21 protein-coding genes are annotated in these 19,622 nt (G+C 40.5%); 14 read left to right on the top strand and 7 right to left on the bottom strand.

Annotated elements, in window-relative coordinates:
• The first annotated feature begins 268 nt into the window (after nucleotides 1-268).
• Nucleotides 269-1,120 (top strand): AraC family transcriptional regulator, encoded by an 852-nt coding sequence (locus tag E4K67_RS06980; protein WP_135545690.1) that lies wholly within the window; start codon nucleotides 269-271, stop codon nucleotides 1,118-1,120.
• A 277-nt stretch (nucleotides 1,121-1,397) separates the two neighbouring features.
• Here E4K67_RS06980 and E4K67_RS06975 read toward each other — a convergent pair whose 3' ends face one another.
• Nucleotides 1,398-1,790, bottom strand: a complete 393-nt coding sequence (locus E4K67_RS06975) for a pyridoxamine 5'-phosphate oxidase family protein (RefSeq protein ID WP_135545689.1) — start codon at nucleotides 1,788-1,790, stop codon at nucleotides 1,398-1,400.
• Nucleotides 1,791-1,903: 113 nt separating this feature from the next.
• Between E4K67_RS06975 and E4K67_RS06970 the strand changes: the two genes are divergently transcribed.
• Nucleotides 1,904-2,245 carry a winged helix-turn-helix transcriptional regulator gene (locus E4K67_RS06970; RefSeq protein WP_135545688.1) on the top strand — a complete coding sequence of 114 codons (342 nt, stop codon included), beginning with the start codon at nucleotides 1,904-1,906 and terminating at the stop codon, nucleotides 2,243-2,245.
• A gap of 52 nt (nucleotides 2,246-2,297) precedes the next feature.
• Here the strand turns inward: E4K67_RS06970 and E4K67_RS06965 are convergent, their stop codons facing one another.
• The 5 genes from E4K67_RS06965 to E4K67_RS06945 form a co-directional block, all read right to left on the bottom strand.
• Nucleotides 2,298-2,774 (bottom strand): hypothetical protein, encoded by a 477-nt coding sequence (locus E4K67_RS06965; protein ID WP_135545687.1) that lies wholly within the window; start codon nucleotides 2,772-2,774, stop codon nucleotides 2,298-2,300.
• Nucleotides 2,775-3,188: 414 nt separating this feature from the next.
• Entirely contained in the window at nucleotides 3,189-4,130 is a 942-nt protein-coding gene (locus tag E4K67_RS06960; protein ID WP_135545686.1) for a hypothetical protein, read from the bottom strand.
• 144 nt (nucleotides 4,131-4,274) lie between these two features.
• Nucleotides 4,275-4,697, bottom strand: a complete 423-nt coding sequence (locus E4K67_RS06955) for a hypothetical protein (protein ID WP_135545685.1) — start codon at nucleotides 4,695-4,697, stop codon at nucleotides 4,275-4,277.
• Nucleotides 4,698-4,708: 11 nt separating this feature from the next.
• Nucleotides 4,709-5,623, bottom strand: coding sequence for a M56 family metallopeptidase (locus tag E4K67_RS06950; protein WP_135545684.1), 915 nt, complete (start codon nucleotides 5,621-5,623; stop codon nucleotides 4,709-4,711).
• Nucleotides 5,624-5,626: 3 nt separating this feature from the next.
• Nucleotides 5,627-5,983: a BlaI/MecI/CopY family transcriptional regulator gene (locus E4K67_RS06945; RefSeq protein ID WP_135545683.1), complete on the bottom strand. Its 357-nt coding sequence runs from the start codon at nucleotides 5,981-5,983 to the stop codon at nucleotides 5,627-5,629.
• A gap of 201 nt (nucleotides 5,984-6,184) precedes the next feature.
• On the opposite strand from E4K67_RS06945, the gene E4K67_RS06940 reads away from it, so the two are divergent.
• The 3 genes from E4K67_RS06940 to E4K67_RS06930 all read left to right on the top strand — a co-directional run bounded on the left by E4K67_RS06940 (nucleotide 6,185) and on the right by E4K67_RS06930 (nucleotide 8,531).
• Nucleotides 6,185-6,775 carry a Uma2 family endonuclease gene (locus E4K67_RS06940; protein WP_135545682.1) on the top strand — a complete coding sequence of 197 codons (591 nt, stop codon included), beginning with the start codon at nucleotides 6,185-6,187 and terminating at the stop codon, nucleotides 6,773-6,775.
• Between the two features lie 225 nt (nucleotides 6,776-7,000).
• Nucleotides 7,001-7,906, top strand: a complete 906-nt coding sequence (locus E4K67_RS06935) for a DMT family transporter (protein WP_135545681.1) — start codon at nucleotides 7,001-7,003, stop codon at nucleotides 7,904-7,906.
• Nucleotides 7,907-8,045: 139 nt separating this feature from the next.
• The gene (locus E4K67_RS06930) at nucleotides 8,046-8,531 is read left to right on the top strand and encodes a GNAT family N-acetyltransferase (RefSeq protein ID WP_158408411.1); all 486 of its coding nucleotides are present in this window, start codon (nucleotides 8,046-8,048) and stop codon (nucleotides 8,529-8,531) included.
• Between the two features lie 184 nt (nucleotides 8,532-8,715).
• On the opposite strand, the gene ltaE is transcribed toward E4K67_RS06930, so the two are convergent.
• On the bottom strand, nucleotides 8,716-9,756 hold the full coding sequence (ltaE, locus tag E4K67_RS06925; RefSeq protein WP_135545679.1) for a low-specificity L-threonine aldolase: 1,041 nt from the start codon (nucleotides 9,754-9,756) through the stop codon (nucleotides 8,716-8,718).
• Nucleotides 9,757-9,958: 202 nt separating this feature from the next.
• Between ltaE and E4K67_RS06920 the strand changes: the two genes are divergently transcribed.
• From E4K67_RS06920 to E4K67_RS06880, 9 genes are all read left to right on the top strand, one after another.
• Entirely contained in the window at nucleotides 9,959-10,210 is a 252-nt protein-coding gene (locus tag E4K67_RS06920; RefSeq protein WP_135545678.1) for a TIGR03905 family TSCPD domain-containing protein, read from the top strand.
• A gap of 169 nt (nucleotides 10,211-10,379) precedes the next feature.
• A complete protein-coding gene (locus E4K67_RS06915; protein WP_135545677.1) occupies nucleotides 10,380-10,907 on the top strand; it encodes a YehS family protein in 528 nt (175 codons plus the stop codon).
• 461 nt (nucleotides 10,908-11,368) lie between these two features.
• Nucleotides 11,369-12,088 carry a GntR family transcriptional regulator gene (locus E4K67_RS06910; RefSeq protein ID WP_135545676.1) on the top strand — a complete coding sequence of 240 codons (720 nt, stop codon included), beginning with the start codon at nucleotides 11,369-11,371 and terminating at the stop codon, nucleotides 12,086-12,088.
• A gap of 280 nt (nucleotides 12,089-12,368) precedes the next feature.
• Nucleotides 12,369-14,105: a sulfoacetaldehyde acetyltransferase gene (xsc, locus tag E4K67_RS06905; RefSeq protein ID WP_135545675.1), complete on the top strand. Its 1,737-nt coding sequence runs from the start codon at nucleotides 12,369-12,371 to the stop codon at nucleotides 14,103-14,105.
• A gap of 239 nt (nucleotides 14,106-14,344) precedes the next feature.
• Entirely contained in the window at nucleotides 14,345-15,769 is a 1,425-nt protein-coding gene (gene sauS / locus E4K67_RS06900) for an acylating sulfoacetaldehyde dehydrogenase (RefSeq protein ID WP_135545674.1), read from the top strand.
• A gap of 18 nt (nucleotides 15,770-15,787) precedes the next feature.
• Nucleotides 15,788-16,906: a succinate--CoA ligase subunit beta gene (locus E4K67_RS06895; RefSeq protein WP_135545673.1), complete on the top strand. Its 1,119-nt coding sequence runs from the start codon at nucleotides 15,788-15,790 to the stop codon at nucleotides 16,904-16,906.
• Nucleotides 16,903-17,787 carry a succinate--CoA ligase subunit alpha gene (gene sucD, locus E4K67_RS06890; RefSeq protein ID WP_135545672.1) on the top strand — a complete coding sequence of 295 codons (885 nt, stop codon included), beginning with the start codon at nucleotides 16,903-16,905 and terminating at the stop codon, nucleotides 17,785-17,787. Before E4K67_RS06895 ends, sucD begins: the two co-directional genes overlap by 4 nt.
• A gap of 73 nt (nucleotides 17,788-17,860) precedes the next feature.
• Entirely contained in the window at nucleotides 17,861-18,370 is a 510-nt protein-coding gene (locus E4K67_RS06885) for a type 1 glutamine amidotransferase domain-containing protein (protein ID WP_135545671.1), read from the top strand.
• Nucleotides 18,371-18,531: 161 nt separating this feature from the next.
• The gene (locus tag E4K67_RS06880) at nucleotides 18,532-19,551 is read left to right on the top strand and encodes a tripartite tricarboxylate transporter substrate binding protein (protein ID WP_135545670.1); all 1,020 of its coding nucleotides are present in this window, start codon (nucleotides 18,532-18,534) and stop codon (nucleotides 19,549-19,551) included.
• Nucleotides 19,552-19,622 lie beyond the last annotated feature (71 nt).

Raw genomic sequence — 19,622 nt, 5'->3', positions numbered from 1 at the left:
GTAATGACAAACCTCTTCCAGATATGGAAAGCGGTGCTCTTGATATTCCTAGTAGGATCAGGCCTATTTCAGCGGGGAAATGCCCGCCTCATATTGAAGGCTGCTGGCAGACTATTAAGGATATTACCTATGAGAAGGCCCATGCGCTCTATGGAGACCCCTTGCCGGAAATATCTAACTAAGCTGGAAACCAGTTAAAGGGGAGCACGCAAAGACAGGATAAGTAAAGAGAATTCCTTTATTATTGAAATCAGAAAGGAGAGGTACGATGGAATGGCTTAGTGCAATGAATAGGGCAATTGACCATTTAGAAGCAAACATGACCCAAAAGCTGGATATCGAAGAGGTGGCAAAGCTTGCCTTTTCTTCCCCATTTCACTTTCAGCGGATGTATCATATGCTGACGGGTGTTACAGTGGCTGAATATGTGCGCAGACGGCGACTTACTTTAGCAGCCCAGGAAATAATGTCGGAAGTTAAAGTGATTGATGTTGCCTTAAAGTATGGGTATGAAACGCCCGAAGCATTTAGTAAAGCATTCCGGAAAATGCATGGTATGAGCCCCTCGACAGCTCGCGAGCCAGGGACAAACCTTAAAGCATTTCCTAAGCTTTCCTTTCATATTTCAATCAAAGGAGATAAGGATATGGATTATAAATTAATTGAAAAAGACTCGTTTAAAGTGATCGGCAAGACTAAAAGGATAACAACTCACGATGGAGAAAATTTAAAACTAATTCCACTTTTTTGGGACGAATGCATGGCAGACGGGTCCTATCAAAGGATTTGCTCAATGGCTGGTGCAATGGGCGTCTTTGGTATTTGTATGGATTTTGAACCAAACTATGAAGCATTTACCTATATGATTGGTGTGGAAGACAATGGGGAAACTCCAGGAGATTTTTCTCCTGCTGAGATACCTGCTGCACGGTGGGCAGTGTTTGAGTCGATTGGTCCCATGCCAGGTGCCATACAGAAGGTATGGGAACGGATTTATGCCGAGTGGATTCCTGCAACGGGTTATCAGCAAGAGGAAGGACCACAATTGGAGGTTTATCCGGTGGGTGATGTACCAGCTCCGGATTACAAGTGTGAGGTTTGGATTCCTATAAAAAAGTAATGTTATGACGGTACTCCCTACGTTGACATTTTTTACAAAGAGGAAAAACTCTAGGCATTAGAATTTAAAAACCCCTAGTTCACGATTTGCATATCAAAATCGTGCCTAGGGGTTTTTTAAAGTAAAAACAACGACGTCGATCTTAACCTAACCTCTGTTGATCAGGTATAAGCATGTCAAGCGAGAATTAGCAGAAGGCATATAAAGAAGTGAAAAAACAAGCCACCGTTCACTGACGGTGGCTTGTAATAGTTTAAGTGGCTAATAAAATGGCAAATTAGAACTTAATTATTTTAGGTTCACCTGTAAAGGTAGCTATCGTTGCTATAGCATCCTGCAAATACAATACCTGAGTGTTGTCATCTGTTGCCGAATACCGGGACTGAAGTGAAGGATAGCTTTCAAGCATACTCTGCTTTGCTTCAAGACGGTCATCCTCTACTGCAACGGCCTGGATACGAATCCATTCTTGGCCATTAAAAGCGCAAATTTCAATTTTAGGATTTGCTATCATTTGCTTTGAAACGTCCTTTATCTTTCCAGTCTGAATATAGAGCTTGCCCTCAAAAATGTTGACAGTTCCGAAGGGACGAACTCGTGGCTGATCTCCCTCAATGGTTGCTAAATAATAAGTCTGGCACTTTTTTACGAAATCAAAAACTTCTTGCATATATGTGATCTCCTTTCAAATTTATACAATAAATTTATAATAAAAGTCTTGAAATAACAAGTACGATTATTTATCATACATAGTATCTAGATAGATACTATCGGGAGGAGATTATGGAATTGGAGAAAGATTTATTTGGGATATGCCCTTATACAACAGCACAGAAGGTTCTTTCTGGTAAATGGTCAATAATTATTCTCTACCATCTCGGGAAAAAGACCATGCGCTTTGGAGAGTTGCAGCGGCAGTTGCCCGATTTAACACAGTCAACGCTGACCAAACAGTTACGCGCTTTGGAGGAGTACGGATTGATTGACAGAAAGATTTATCCGCAAGTCCCACCAAAAGTGGAATACTCTTTAAGTGATATAGGTATAAAGTTTAGAAAAGTGTTGGCTGAATTGGCAATTTGGGGCAATGAATACATCGAAACTTTGAAGGATAAGAATTTATAAATTGAACATCTGGATTCAGGCTGTATGCTTGTGTGGGGCAGGAAAGTAGTTGTTAGGTTTTATGAATACTTTTATGCCTTGCTTCAACATAAGCGTTTAATTTTAAGTAACCCCAGGTCGCAAAAGAGAACCATATTGTGAAATTAGCCAATCTAAGTAAGAAATTAGGTTCAATAAACATCCCTAAGTTGACTAATACTCTTGAATAGATCATGCTCATAACTATTCCTGCCACAGGAAATATATATTGTAATGGCTTATGCTTAGGTAAAAGATAGAAGTATATTATGTAGAATGAACACCAAGAGACTGGTGAGTCAAGTGGCAAATGACCATAGCCAAAGGGAGCAAAGTTGATCCACCTGAAAGCGTTTGTCAGATGACCAATCGTGAGTCCTATTACATCGTAGGTGCTGCCAAATATAATTCCATAGACAGTAAGACGGCGAATTTCAGTTCTTGGAACAAATATTACAAGTGCGAGAAGAAATATTGCTAATTTTATGAGATGTAGATAATAAATAGGCATCTGTCTTAAAACCTCCTTAGTGTTGAACGAACTGCATATATTCAGTGGCAGTTTCCAATCATTCTTGCAACCAAATTCTTAAATATTGATTTTTCCAATTATAGGTTATTATTCTCAGTATTTATGAAATTATGTAGAGGCTAAATTATTTGGAATTCTTAGGTGCGTAAAATGTACACGCCTAGAGAATCAATTATAAATCCCGACTGACTTATCCGTCAGTCGGGATTATAATTTAGTAGCAATTGACTCATAGTCAATTGCTACCGTTAAAGAGGTAAGCGTATGGGAAAATTTAAGAGCTTGTCGAAGCGTACATTTATCATCAGGTCAATAGGGAGTAATTACTGGCGGTGAATAACATGGCTCCGCCTTACTTGTGGATCATTTTTTGTTTGCAGAAATACATCTGAATTACTCTGTTTTGCCTAGGTCATCAAGACGTTGCATAACGATATATGTAATCACACCAGAAACCAGAATAATAACAAGGTCGGTTACGGAGAACGGAATTGCCTCTATCGGTTCAAAGAGGAACCCCTTGCCATAGTTAAAAAGCACCCCATCCATCAACTCCAGCTCACCGATATACATGATGAGTGTTGTCAATGAGGCAATTAACCCAGGCAGGATCTTCGCTAACAACTTGCTTTGCCCATAAAATATCGAGCCGCAATAAATACCCACCGTAATGCCAAACACTGTGAAGAATCCAGACATTAGCAGCGCGGATAATGGCGAAATATTGAGTGTGCCGTTTCTGTAAAAAGCGGTAAAACAGGCGAGTAGGCAAAGACCGATGAACAACGCAGCAGATACAGCTTGAGCAATCAACGGACGCTTATTAGAGAAGTCCTGTTCTCGGATCATTTTTGCAAAACCATAGATCACATTCAGGACAGCAAGGATGATGACAATAGCAATAAGGTAAAAGTGAAGTTTGAAGGCAGGATTATTCGCTGCATAGATGGGTTCGCCGATGGAGCGGAGAACTTCCGGAGTTGCCATGCACAAGCTTAATTGCCACGATTCAAGCGGCATTTCCACATATCCCTCAATCACTTTGATCTGTTCAAATCCGAGCTCAGAAGCAAAGAATACTACGGTTCCCAAAACTGAAACGACAGGTAAAGTGTAGCGTTTGAATAGCTTAAAGATTAGAGGCAGGAGTGCCACGGAAGCAATTAAGGCAATTGATATGGGTGTGTAGGGGATGATGTATTTATAATAATCAGCAACATCAATTGAACCATTTTGCAAATAACTGCCCAAGGTTACAACGCCCATGTATAGGGGATAAGCCGAGGCTAAAACAAGTGCAAGCAACGATAGTAAATAGAAATTTTTATAGTTCATAAATATTCACCTCTGTCACGTATAGTTTCAACGATCCCTTTGCCAAAATCCTGTTCTATCCTTTCCATTGCTGATAGTTGCTTGGTCATTTTATTGAATAACATAAATAACATAAACAACATAAACAACATAAACATTATTCTGTTAGCTTACAAAATATCGGGAATGCATTCCCACTGGGATCTTCTTACTGTCTTCATAGATTGCTTTTAAGTGCTGATAATCAAATGAACCGGAAGAAATTTTGTAGCCTTGTGTTTCACCGTCAAGCCAAAATACGGCGTTCTTATCAACCCAGAAGATCTTGACATAGTTCTCGCTATAGGAAAAATTCACATGAAAGGCACTTGCTAAATCCATTTTATCGGTGGTTTTTTCAAAGTTAAGAGAGCTGAACTGATTAAGCAAGTCATCAATGACCGCTTGATCTGCACCAAACATAGCATAACTGGAGACACCATAGAAAATTGTAAGATTATCGGCCTTTAGCAGGTTGTTACTTTCCGGCTTTACATATCCCGTCAGTAACAAGGCAACACAGAGCATTATTACAAAAACTCTTCTCAAAGCAGCACCTCCTAAACAGTCGCATTCGTGATAATGATTACGGCAATTGCCATTACCAAGGCAGCAAAGCAGAGTGACGATAAAAGCGTAAGCTTTTTATAGGACAATATAGTTTCAATTCGCACCTTTGTTTTTGCTCCCCCAAACGCCGATGCGAAAAAGGTTTTGCCTGAGGCGCAGGTGAGAATGGTGAGAGCATACTCCTTGGTTTGCCTTTCGTTCAGGCTTTTTAAAACCAAGGCATCACAGGCCAGCTCCATATCGGCAAAAAAGTATTTTAAGAATATCCACGACAGTGGATTGAACCAATGAACGCACGCCGTTAGCAGGGCCATTACCCGAAACAGATTGTCTCGGCGTGAAATATGCACTTGTTCGTGCAGGAGGATATATTCTATATCCCCATCAGCAGCTAGCGCAGTAGGAATAACGATTCTGGGACGAATAACACCATAGACAGCTGGGGCGGCAATTCTATCAGATTTGTAGATATTGCTTTTAATAAGCTCCATCGACTTCAGCTCCGATTTTGTCAAGAAGTATAAGAACACTGAGGTAAGAATGGCAGCACAGCAAACGATTATCCAAATGAGCGAGGCAACTTTAAACACATTTTCAAGCAGATCGGTTTTGTATTCAAGAGGAAAATAGCCTTTGGCCCCCATTATACTGTTGGTGGTCGTGAGCTGAGGCACTTCTTCCCAGATAACCACTGTTCTAGTGGTAAATTTTGAAATTAGGTTTAGCAGGCTGTATTCATTGGCAATTCCAAAAGGCAGCCAGAACCTGATTAGAGGAAGAATCCATAAGACATAGATCGCAAAACGTGGCAGAGCTTTGATTTTGCGCAGAGACAAAACCACTAAGCCGGTAACACTGCCGATGATATTGATATTAAGCACCCAGTAGAAGAGCTCAGATAGCATAGACTACCTCTTTTCTATCAGCCTTTTTAACACCTCAAGCTCATCATCAGAAATGTCATTTTCGATGAAAGAAGCGAAAAAGGCCTTTTTAGAGCCGTTATAGAGCTTGTCGATAAGGTTTTGGGTTTCAGCCTTTTGCACAGCTTCTTTTTTGACAAGGGAAGTGCAGATGAAGTTCGGTTCTGTCCGTTCAATGGCCTTTTTTTCGATAAGTTTTTTGATAATCGTATAAGATGTATTCTTATTCCATCCGATTGTTTCGGCGGCGACAAGGGTGATTTCCTTTGCCGATACAGGCTCCTTATCCCACACAATGTCCATAATTTTAAGTTCGCTGTCAAATAATTTTACTGTTTCCAAAAATGAAGCCTCCAGACTATTCAAGTAGTATGTGTATATACTACTTGAATAGTCTGCGTTTGTAAAGACTATTTTGATAAACTAATCCCAGAAACGAAGTATTTGACGCGTTACTGTTCGATTTTACGTCAATAGAATGTGTAGGTTGATCGTGTTATAATATGGTAAAACATGAATCTTTGTAGATGAGGGGTGTTTATAGTGAGCTTAAATGAACCTCAAGTCATTACAATTGCTGAATATAATAAACTCAGGGAAAATTCCGAGAGTAGAATAGAATACATCGATGGAATTGTGTACATGACTCCATCTCCATCGACGAAACATCAGAGGATTTCCAGTAGATTACATGCAAAGTTATTCAATTTCCTTGCAGGAAAGGAATGCGAAGTTTTTCCTGCGCCCTTTGACATTGAGCTTAGGGTAGCTGACGATGACCAAGGGGATCAGACTGAAAAAACCAAGGTGGTCATTCCAGATTTATCGGTTATCTGTGATAAGACTAAACTTGGCGAAAATAAATATGTTGGTTCACCTGAACTAATCATTGAAATTATATCTCCTTCAAATCAAGCTCATGATCTCGTTAAGAAACTTAATTTGTATATGCAATGTGGGGTTAAAGAATACTGGATTGTTAATCCACTTTTGAATACTGTACAAACCTATGTTTTAAATGAGGATGAGCAGTATCATCAGGTAGAGGTATTGAAGGAAACAGGGATAGCCCATTCAGAGGTTTTGCAGGGATTTAGTATGGATCTTGAAGAGTTATTTAAAATGAGTGTATAATGGAGTGTGCCTGTAAGACTCCCGAGAAATGACCTTAGGCTTTCTTGACGACCTTATTAACGACATATGGAGACGTTAAAGAGAGAGGGACAAATCTACCCCTCTTTTTTGTGTATCTTTCAATAAATATAAGCTTCTTAATTTTTCATTTTGCGGTTTGAAAGTTATAATAGCCAGAAGCAATAAACTACCAAACTAGAATCTATAGAGAAGATGGGAGATAAGATGAGTAAATATCGAGCTTGGCTGTTACTTGTTGTAACTACTTTATTTTGGGCGGGGAACTATGTGTTTGGCAAGTATGTAATCATGGAGATGACACCGCTTTGGATTACCTTCTCTCGTTGGCTGTTAGCCTTAATTTTATTAATTCCTATCGCTTACTTTCTTGAAAAACCGAAATGGCAGATGGTAAAAAAGGCATGGATTCCGTTAATCAGTATGGGAGTATTGGGGAGCATCGGTTACAACATGGTTCTTTATTCAGCCCTAGCATACACTTCGCCAACGAATGCCGCGTTGGTTAGCGCCTTAAACCCTGCTGTGATTGTCTTGTTTTCTGTCTTTTTACTCCGTGAAAAAATAACATGGGTTCAAGCTTCAGGGATTGTTCTTTCTCTGATAGGAGCTTTCGTGCTTATAACACACGGTAATTTTGGACAGATACTTCAACATGAGTATAACAAGGGAGATATACTCATGTTAGGGGCTGTTGTGATTTGGACCCTATACTCTATAGTTGGAAGACGCCTTACAACCGTTCCCCCTATCACTGCTACGGCAGGATCCGCTGTGTTTGCAACGTTAATCTTGGCCCCGTTTGCTATTGCCCAGGGGATTGATGTGACAAAAATCAGTCCCTTAACCATGACAGGGATTCTTTATATCGCAATTTTTCCGTCTGTATTTTCATTTATTTTCTGGAATATATCCATTCGAGCGATCGGAATCAGCCAAGCAGGGATATTTCTGAATCTAATCCCTGTTTTTACTGCTATTATTAGCTGGACTCTAGGAGAAAGAATTACGGGAACTCAAGTCCTTGGCGGATTACTCGTCTTCCTGGGAGTTTATTTAACATCAGGAATGTTAAATCATAGATTAGCTGTCTTATTCTCTAACCACAAGTGATTAGTTTCCCAAGCCTCTCCCAAGGGGAAGTTTCATCATTGTGACTTAGATATTTTCTTTGTAATTGTGAACATTCTTTAGGTTGTAATTTTTCATAAGACTAACAATGCATGGATTAGAAGCAGGAGGGGGGATTATCTTGAATTCTAAAAGAGCAAAAATGTATTATAAACTATCGTCACAGACTTTAACAAGTAAGTATGATTTTAAATTCATCGGCATAGATGATGTGATAGAATTAGCAACGGTTATGTTAGATTCCTTAAAAGATACATGTGAAGATAGAGGGGAAACTTTAGGGGATATAATAGAAGAGATAGAGAGTGTTATTGGAGGTTCTTTTGCACCCTTCATTTCTGAAGCCTCATACCGTATAATTCAGAATGAAGAAACTGCAGCTGCTATTATGATAAGTTATTATGAGGGATATCCTCTAATATCGGAAATCTTTACAAACAAAAAATATCAGAATTCTGGTATGGCAAGTTCCCTTATAAAGAAAAGTGTTAATTCGTTATTAGATATGGGCTATAAAGACCTTATATTGAATGTAGACATTGAAAATATTGCTGCCGTAAATTTATATAGGAAAATTGGGTTTGAAGTAAACGCCACTGTTTTATAAATATCGGGTGGGATTAGCTCCCTATAATAATGAAGAAGTTGATCGATTCTTGGAAGCCTTGAGGGGATTAACCTTACTTAAAGTCACAATCATGAAAACCCTGAAAACAGAGGGACAGGTAGGTTGTTTCATGGGAGAAACGACCTACCTGTCCCTTTGAATGTTGGCAAATTATAATACAACTTTATCGATCGTGAGAATAATTGACTATAATATTCTTCATAGTTTGGACAAGCTGGTCTATGTCCTCAATAGATACTCCGTAGTTAGTGACGAAGCGGTACTCACCATCCTCCTGACCGTTTACTCTAATTTTTTCGCTATTCAAACCAGTAATAAGAGCTGATTCGCTTATTACTGACTCAGAGAGTGTGAAAAATACCATATTAATATCCAAACGATCGCGATTAACATGACATGACTCGATTTCTTCAAGCCGATCTGCCAGATAGCGGGCATTTTTATGATCTTCTCCGAGTCTTGATGCCATTTCAGTTAAGGCAATGATCCCTGCAGCTGCCAGAATTCCTGCTTGACGAAGTCCTCCGCCCATCAGTTTTCGATTTTTACGTGCCTTAAGGATAAAGTCGTAACTGCCGACCAAGATTGATCCAACCGGTGCACAGAGTCCTTTGGAAAGACAGACATTTACTGAGTCTCCACAAGCTGCAATCTCTTTCACATCTACTTCAAGTGAAACTGCAGCATTAAATATGCGTGCTCCGTCAATATGAACAGGAATTTCCTTGGACTTAGCTAGATTATAAACTGCCTTCATATTTTCTACCGGAACAGCAGTTCCAGACGAATGTGCATTTTCCATGCAGATCAGCCCAGTATTCGGGAAATGGATATCCAGGCCACGAATCATCTTCTCCAATTTGTTTATGTCGACACGCCCCATATTTGTTGGAAAAGAACGTGTTTGAACTCCTGATAGAACTGCCGCACCCCCAACTTCGTGCATAAGAATATGGCATTCTTCGCCTAGCAGGATTTCATCGCCTCTTTGAGTATGAGTCATAATAGCCAATTGATTACCGAACGTCCCGGATGGCACAAAAAGTGCAGCTTCTTTTCCTAATATCTCACTTGCTAATAATTCCAATCGGTTTACAGTTGGGTCATCACCGTAAACATCATCACCCACTTCTGCACGGGCCATCGCCTGACGCATCACCTCTGTAGGCTGCGTCACAGTATCACTTCTAAGGTCAATCCACATTTTCGCAACTCTCTCCTTTAAGACATCACTTTTGTTCACCTTCTGAAAATAGTATACTATGACTTGATACAATGACAAAAGTGTTAGTGAAGAATTAAAGGATCGACATTCTGTGCATTTGTCTTAAAATAGCTCTGTATTATAGTAGGCAATCGCTGAAGGAACTTTTATTTCTTATTATTGAAAAGGGGTTTAGTTTTATATGAGTAGTATTATTAAATTTATTCCAGATGGAGTCTGTTCAAAGGAAATTAGCTTTTATATTTGCGATGGCAAACTTAAGAATGTAGAGTTTGTAAAAGGTTGTACTGGAAACGCCCAGGGAATTTCAAAACTCGTAGAAGGAATGGATGCTTTAGATGTTGCAAAAAGATTAAAAGGGATTAAGTGTCAGAATGGAACATCATGTCCAGACCAACTAGCAGCTGCAATAGAAAAGACTTTAAAAGAATAGGCTAACGTCAATACGTTTCCATTCTTTACGCTTAATCCGAGAGGAAAGCGAAAGCGAAAGCAAAAGCAATTGTTTCAAAGGATGCTGAGGCAGTGGCTCTGGCACACCTAAATATTATTCATGTTATAATGGAAGAATAGTTTTAAGAAAGAATTTAGGAGGATTATCGATGGATAATAATGATATTTTAATTAGATTAAGATATGCCCTAGATGTACGGGATATTGATATGGTAAAGATATTTGAACTTGGTGGCCTTGAACTAACACAAGAACAAGTGAGAAAGCTACTTATAAAATCAAAAGAAACTTACCGTTATAATAATGAAGTCGAAGATGATGACCAAGTAGAAGAAACGGAAGAGAATATAAAATGCAAGAACAGTACGCTAGAGTCGTTTTTAAATGGCTATATTATATTGAAAAGAGGGAAACAAGATCCAAAACCAGGGCAACCTGTAAGACCAGTACTAATGAAGAGCGAAAATCCTAATAATATGTTGCTTAAAAAATTGAAAATAGCCCTATCACTAACGAGTGATGATATGCTTGATATATTGGTAAAAGCAGGAGTCATTGTAACAAAAGGAGAATTAAGCGCTATATTAAGATCAGAAGGACATAAGAATTATAAAGAGTGTGGCGATAAATACGCTAGAAATTTCTTAAAAGGATTAGCTATAAAGATCAGGGGATAGCTTTAATAAAGTTGATCAAGAGCGTGTATTATAAGAGACTCAGCCGCTGGATTCGGCTGAGTCTTCGGAAATTATGGCGGATTATCTGACCAGAATTTTGATGGTTAGCTTGATTAAAAGAGTGAGAAAGGAATTGATTGATGAGGATCAAGAACACCCTTTCAATTACCCACTCATCCACATTCCGGCTACGTTGTTGACGTGAACGAAAACAAGGGGACGTACTGAAACTAAGTTTGAACTTAGTTTCGATACGTCCCCATTAAATTTTTGGCTGCAAACAATCTTATTAATCACGACATGAGATGTGACATGTTCTAGCAACAATAAGCTGCAATTTATAATTGTTATCTTGACAAAATCCGTGGGGAGTTGCTATGATAAAGCCCAAGAGGTAGTGACCACTTGACTAGCCATTACAAATTTTATAATACAAAATGGTAGAAGCGGAGCGATTCAACATGGAAATAAATACTAACAGTCAAATGCCATTACATGTTCAAATAAAGGATTGTCTCAATGACGAAATTCGGCAAGGGAATTTTGAGGGAAAGATACCAAGTGAAAGGGAGCTTATGGATATCTTTTCTGTGAGTAGAACGACCGTTCGAGAAGCAGTGTCGGCTTTAGTTAGAGAAGGTTTAGTGGAAAAAAGACACGGCAAAGGAACGTTTGTAACCTTGAGGCCGATTCAGGAACAATGGTTAGGAAATATTAGTACCTTCTCAGAAACAATTAAACGGGCAGGAATGAAACCAGGAGCCAAGTTGCTATCCAAGGGGATTAAGTCTTCTTCTCAATTTATTTCGAATAAGTTTATCGGGGATGAATTCTATGTAATTGAAAGGTCGAGGTCTGCCAATGAAAAGATAATAGCCATTGAGCGAAAGTGTTACGAAGTGGAAATTGGGCTGAAATTGGCGAGTTATGATTTAAACGATGCGAATATTTATAAGCTCTTGGAATTTAATATTGGGATTATTCCATGGACGGCCGAAGAAATCATTACCAGTAATAAACCTTCTAAGGAAGATGCTGCCTTGCTGGGTATTCCTAAAACGTCAAGTGTACTAATAATAGAGAGGACGACTCGAGATCCCAAAGGTGTACTAATTGAGTTTGCAAGTACAATATTTCGAGCGGATAAGTATTCCTTGAATATACGTATGTCGCGTGATTAAGGCTGTAAGTTCTATTGGTTGTTTAAATGTTGAAGTAGGAAATTCTGTAAAAAACCGGGTATTAATTCGTGCGAATTAGTACCCGGTTTTTTCATGAAAACCTGTTCAAAATCATAGAAATGAGCATTTGAATTATTAATTATGAGAAATTAAGTTATCGTTGACATATTATTCTATCTAGTTATATAGTGTAAATAAATCAACTGGTACGTACGTTATGACGAGTTGACATAACTAAATGTATTAGTTAGAAAGTAAAATATAGGAGGGCGAAAAGAAAATGGCAAAGGTTAAAATGACTCCCAGTGAAGCCATCGTTGAAACATTGTTAGCAGAAGGCGTAGACCATGTAACGGGTATTCTCGGTTCTGCATTCATGGACTTGCTTGACTTATTCCCGACGGCTGGAATTAAATTTATCCCGGTGCGTCATGAGCAATCAGCTGGTCATATGGAGGATGCATTCTGCCGCGTTACAGGCAAGTGTGGTGTCATTATCGGGCAGAATGGACCAGGAATCACCAACATGGTTACATCTGTTGCTGCCGCTAACTCTGCATATACTCCGATGGTTATTATTTGTCCGTCTGCTGGTACGCCGACGGTAGGCTGGGATGGCTTTCAAGAAGCGGACACTGTTGAAATTTTCAAAGCCATCACGAAAGCAACTATTAAAGTCCCACATCCGAAGCGTGCTGCTGATTGTTTAAGAACGGCCTTCCGAATTGCTTATGCGGAACGTGGACCCGTACTTTATGATATCCCTCGAGATTACTTTTATGGGGAAATTGAAGAACAAATCTTAGAGCCGCATCAATACCGCGTCGACAATCGTGGCTGTGGCTCCATGGAATCCCTTGATAGAGCTGCTGAAATTCTCTTGTCCGCTAAAAAGCCAGTCATTGTTTCCGGTCGTGGCGTTGTGGATACCAAGTCCACTGGTATTATAGCTAAAATTGCGGAACTATTAACAGCTCCAGTTGCTTGCACATACATGCATAACGATGCTTTTCCATGTGATCATCCTCTCTGGGTCGGACCAATTGGTTACATGGGATCAAAAGCAGCCATGAATTCACTGGCAGAAGCAGATGTAATCCTCGCAGTCGGAACGAGATTATCTGTTTTTGGCACCTTGCCACAATATGATGTCAACTACTTCCCAGAAAGTGCCAAGATTATTCAAGTTGATATTAACCCTAGGAATCTTGCTCGTACACATCCAGTGGAAGTGGGTATTATCGGTGACGCTAAGGAAGCTGCTGTGGAGATCCTTAAGCGATTGGAAGCAATAGTTCCAACTCCGAAAGTCGATCAAGCTCGTATGGAAACAATCGAAGCTCGGGTTAAGGTTTGGAGAGATGAGCTGGTAACCTTGGCCATGGTTGATGGTGTGCCGATTAATCCTCGTCGCGCTCTGTTAGAAATTCAAAAGGCCTTGCCTGCGAATGCAATTGTAGCCACGGATATTGGTAATGTTGCTTCCACTTCCAACAGTTATCTTGAATTTAAAGGAGAGGGCAAGCACATTGCAGCTCTTACCTTTGGGAATACTGGATTTTCTTACCCAGCAGCACTAGGTGCGCAAATGGCTAGTCCCGAGGCACCAGTCGTCTGTATCGTAGGGGATGGAGCATGGGGCATGAGCTTACATGAAGTTAGCACGGCTGTTGAACATAATCTACCCGTCGTCGCGATTGTCTTTAGAAATGGAGCATGGTGTGCTGAAAAGAAAAATCAGGTCGACTTCTATAATAACCGTTTCGTAGGTGCAGATATCCCTAATCCAGAAAGCTTTGTTCCGGTTGCGATTGCTATGGGTGCAGAAGGAATCCGTATAGAGAAACCCGAAGATGTTGGACCTGCATTAACGAGGGCATTAAGTTTACGTAAACCATTTGTTCTAGAAATAGTTTGTGACGGAACCCAACTCGCACCGCCGTTCAGAAAAGATGCCTTGCAGATGCCAACTCGTCTACTCTCCAAATATCGGCACCTTGATGTAAAAAACTGGTAATAGCCATAGGGCGTGCTTGAAAGACCGTGAGGTTGCCTTCACGCCCATAAAAAGAAATTCAAACTAATTTTTTTAGTATAACTAATTAAAAAAACTAAATAATTTATTCAATATTCTAAATTGTCAATAAAGATACTTTACGCCGAACCCGGAACTTACTGTTAAAACATAAAACGGGATTCATCATCGAAATTCTCAAATGAAAGAGAACAACTAGAAAAAAGAGAAGGAGTATACAGATGAGCACTGAACCAGTCGTTGAAACGAAGTTAATCGTTCAAAAGCTAATAACTAAGGGGCGAGCAGCCATGGAGGAAATCAAGGATTATTCCCAGGAACAAGCAAATAGGTTAGTTCAAGCTGTGGCCTGGGCCATTTACCAGAAGGAACACGCCGAAGAACTTGCCAGTATTTCTATTCGAGATACTGGATTAGGTAAATATGAAGACAAGGTCATTAAAAATCGGCGAAAAACATTTGGTACATTGCGTGATTTAATGGATCAGGAAGCCAAGTCAGTAGGCATCATTAGGATTGATCAGGCTAAAGGGATCACGGAGATTGCTAAACCTGTAGGCATCGTTGCGGCAGCGGTACCTTCCACTAACCCTGGGGCAACACCCGCAAATGTTGCCATGATGGCTTTGAAAGGGCGCAACGCAGTAATCATTGCTCCATCGCCTAAAGGGGCTTCTACGACAGATAAACTTCTTGAATATATTCATGCTGAATTAACAAAAATCGGTGCCCCTGTTGATCTAGTACAGGCTTTGCCTACGCCTGTTTCCAAAGAATCGACAGGGGAATTGATGAAACAAGCCGATCTAGTCACCGTTACTGGGTCTGGTAATAATGTTAAGCTTGGTCAAAGCTGTGGAACTCCTAATGTATGTGTAAGTGCGGGTAACGTTGTTTCTATAGTCGATTCATCTGCTGATTTGCAAGAGGCTGCACATAAAATTATGCTGAGTAAGACTTTTGATAACGCAACAAGCTGTTCAAGTGATAACGCGATAGTCATTGAAGCAGCAGTTTATGAAGCGATGATTATGGCATTAAAAAAAGAAGGCGGTTATTTCTGCAATGCAGAAGAAAAAGTTCAAATGTACAAGGCCATGTGGGATGAAAACGGTAAACGCCGGGGTATCACCACTGCCAAATTAGCAGGGGAAATGGTTGAAGCAGCCGGTTTAACAAACCAGGAAGCTGAAAATGCAACCTTCTTTATGGTTGAGGAAACAGGAGTAGGGAAAGCATTTCCATTCTCCGGTGAGAAACTTTCTTTGGTACTAGCAGTGTATAAAGTGGAGAATTTTGATCAAGCGTTAGCTATGACTAAGCGTATTCTAAATTATGTGGGCCGTGGGCACTCCTGTGGTTTGCATACTAATGATGAGTCCCATATCGAGCGGATTGGTTACGAAATGGAAGTTTGCCGTCTCTTAATCAACCAAGCCCAATGTTTTGGCAATGGAGGGAGCTTCAACAACGGTCTTAACTTTACACTCTCAATGGGCGGAGGCACTTGGGCTGGTAACAATATTAAGGAAAATCTTTCTTATAAGCACTTCATCAATATTACTAAAGTATCCAGATTGATTCCGGAAGTAATTCCTACTGAAGAAGAGTTATTTGAGTCATATTGGGCTAAATATGGTCGCTAAAATAAGGAGGATAGGGAAATGAAACTGTTTGAATATCAAGCAAAAGAACTGTTCGGAGAACATGGAATTCCTATTCCAGCCAGCACTCTTATCGGCGGTATTAGCGAACTGAACAAAGCAATAGAAGAGATTGGCCTACCTTGTGTACTCAAAGCGCAAGTTTTACAAGGCGGCCGTGGAAAAGCCGGACTGGTAAAACTGGTAAGCACGAAGGAAGAGGCAAATGTCGAAGCTGAGCGCATCTTAAAAGTTACTGGTAAAAAACTTTTGGTTGAAGGTGCGGTTTTATTCGAAAAGGAGATGTATTTGGCTATCACGGTTGATCCGATAAGTGGATCGGCACTTGTCATGGCCTGCCTCGAAGGTGGAATAGAGATTGAGGAGATAGCTCGTACAAAACCGGATAGAATTATTAAGGAAAAGGTCGATACTTCTTGGGGGCTGATGCCTTTCCAAGCTAGTAACGTCATGTATGCTCTGGGACTTGACAAGAATCAAGCTGCAGAAGGAAGCAAGATCCTCCTTAAACTTTATAACTTGTTCGTAAAAAATGACACTGAACTCGTGGAAATTAATCCGCTGATGATCCTTAAAGACGGAACCATGATTGCTGCAGACGGAAAGGTCAACATTGACGATAATGCCTTGTATAAACACAGTCGATATTCAATGACACGGGACCATTTCAAGAATGATATGGAGTATGAAGCAGCTCAGGATGGGATTCCCTATATTCAGTTCGACGGGGATATTGGCTTAATGGTGGCGGGAGCAGGTCTGGCCAACGTAGTTTATGATTTGGTCAGCTATTATGGTGGAACAGTTGCAAACTATCTCGAATTTGGGGGCCCGAACTATCATAAAGCTCATAAATGCATGAAGATGATGCTCGATAGTAAACCAAAGTGCATCCTGATTGCTACCTTTGGAACGATAGCACGTGCGGATGTTATGGCTCAAGGAATCGTCGATGCGGTCAGAGAGTTAAAACCGGATATTCCGATCGTGGCCGTTATTCGCGGTACTGGTGAGGAAGAAGCTCAAGAGTTATTAAAGAGTGTTGGCTTGAATCCACTCAATGATACAGAGGAGGCTGTTAAGAAAGCAGTGGAGTTAGCAGGAGGTGGTTCCCAATGAGTATTATTCTGGATTCTAGTACCAAAGTGCTTATCCAAGGCATTACAGGTAAAGAGGGTAGCTATTGGGCTAAGCACATGAAAGACTATGGGACGAATGTGGTAGTGGGTGTCACTCCAGGAAAAGAAGGACAGGAAGTTGACGGGGTACCAGTTTATCACACGGTTCGGCGGGCGGTTGAAAAACATCAAGCGGACGCATCCCTGCTTTTTGTTCCCCCGCGTTTTGCCAAAGGTGCCATATTCGAGGCACTGGACGCTGGCATTAAGATAATTGTTGTTACTGCTGAGGGGATTCCTCTCCATGAAATGATCCAAATTCGTAAAGCAGCCCTTTCTATGGGTGCCATGGTTATCGGGGGGAACACGACCGGTATAATTTCTACGGGTAAAGCAATGATGGGTTTTTTCCCCTATTGGTTGGAGCGGGTTTACAAACCGGGTCGCATCGGGGTGATGACCAGGAGTGGTTCCTTGACCAACGAGGTTACAGCAGAAATTGTCAAGGCAGGTTTTGGTTCAAGCTCTGTCATTGGTGTTGGAGGAGACCCTGTACCTTTTACACGCTTTGCTGAAATCTTACCATTCTTTGAAAAGGACCCTGATACGGATGCAGTTGTTATGATTGGGGAAATCGGCGGGACAATGGAAGAGGAAGTTGCGGAAACAATTGAAAATGGTATCTATACCAAGCCTTTAATCGGTTTTATGGGAGGAAGAACAGCTCCGAAAGGACAAAAGATGGGCCATGCTGGAGCAATTATTACTGCTGGCAAAGGGACAGTAGCAGATAAAGTTGAAGCATTAATCAATGCTGGCGCACTTGTGGCAGATCGACCAAGTATGATTGGTACATTACTTAAACAGACGCTCTGGAGCTAACATTATCCAATCCAAGCAATGGAGATAAGCTCTTAATTCTGACCTATCTTTCGAGAAAGGATGTTTTTGGAAAATGAAAAAAATTGGAATATTTGTGGAAGATAATTACAATGAAATTGAGTTTTGGTATCCGTATTACCGTATGCTTGAGGAAGGGTTCGAGGTTGTAGTCATAGGTTCCGGAAGAGCAGATGTTTATACAAGTAAACTTGGTACCCTTACTAGAGGGCTTAATCCTGCAACCATTAAATGTGCTGAACTAGATGGTGTGATAATTCCAGGCGGATATGCTCCCGATAAAATGAGAGTAAGTACGCAAATGCTGAAAATTGTGCGCGAACTATTTGATAACGACAAAGTAGTAGCAGCGATCTGCCATGCCGGATGGGTTTTGGTATCTGCTGGAATTTTGAAAGGTAAGAAGGTTACTGCGTGCCTTTCAATAAAAGACGATTTGCTTAATGCGGGTGCGGAATTTTTGGATCAGGCAGTCGTAGTCGATGGTAACCTTATTACTTCCCGTGTACCGGATGATGTTCCCGCATTCTCGAGAGAAATTATCAATTTCCTAAATTCTAAATAGGGGCTCCGTGATACGGCAGATTTTCTTCGACTTTGAAAGGGCGGTGATGGATGGCTTATTATTGGTCTTGATTTTCCTAGCAAATTTCAAAGTTGGGAATTCATTCGGGTGAAATGAAAGGGAATAATTTTATCACGAAATGATTATAGGAGGTAATAAGCATGAAACAAGCTTTGCGAAATACTAAGGGACTAAAAAGGATCGGAGCTTTAATATCAATCATAGCTTTAGTTCTGACTTTAGGAACAGGATGTGGAACAACAAATGTTAGTCAAAAGTCTGATAATACCCAGACAAAAGCGGTAAAATATCCGACTAGACCAATAAACATCATCGTACCATTTGGAGCTGGGGGAGGAGCAGATCAATTAGGTCGTTTGCTGAGTAAAGAATTGGGCCAATCACTGGGCGTTTCTTTACCGGTTGTAAATATGGCTGGTGCCTCTGGTACTGTAGGACTGACTAAACTAGTAACTGAGCCTGCCGATGGATATAACTTATATGTCTATGTAACGGATACCCATGCTACGTTGTCTGGTGCCAATCCTGCGTATAAATTAGAGGAAATCACACCCGTTGCCCGCCTGCTTAAAGCTCCGTCGTGTCTTTTTGTAGCTACGGACAGTCCTTTTAAGACCTGGGCTGACCTTGAAAAAAACATTAAAGCAAATCCGGGACAAGTAAAAGTGGCGGGCAATGGAGAAGGATCCGTTGATGATGTTGCACTTACCTATTTAGAAAAGAATCATGGACTTAAGGTAAATAAAATTCCCTATGCAAACCCAGGGGAGCGTTATACGTCGATTATAGGTGGACATGCCGATGTTTTATATGAACAACCTGGAGACGTGGCTCAATATATAGATCAAAAGCAAATGCGTCCGGTTCTAGTGTTTGACGAGAAGCGGTTGGCGGAATTCCCTGATGTTCCATGTACTGGGGAACTGGGTATGAAAATATTCCTGCCGTTTGATCGTACAATTATGGTCAAGGCCGGAACTTCTCCTGAGGTAATAACGATTTTAAGCGATGCTATGAAAAAGATATATGATACTTCACCTGATTTCCAAAAATTCTTAAAGGCTAATTATACCACTCAAGATAGTTATCTTGGACCTGAAGATGCCAAGAAAGCGTTGCAGGATAGTGTAGAGACGATGAAAAAAGCTCTAGGAAAATAAACTAGACGGACGATCAATGGGTAAAGGCATCACATTAGTTGATGCTTTTGCCCTAGGATTAAAGACATTGA

Source organism: Desulfosporosinus fructosivorans (assembly GCF_004766045.1).
GTDB lineage: Bacteria > Bacillota > Desulfitobacteriia > Desulfitobacteriales > Desulfitobacteriaceae > Desulfosporosinus > Desulfosporosinus fructosivorans.
Note: the sequence above shows the minus strand (reverse complement) of the source record. Positions and strands in the feature narration are given on the sequence as shown.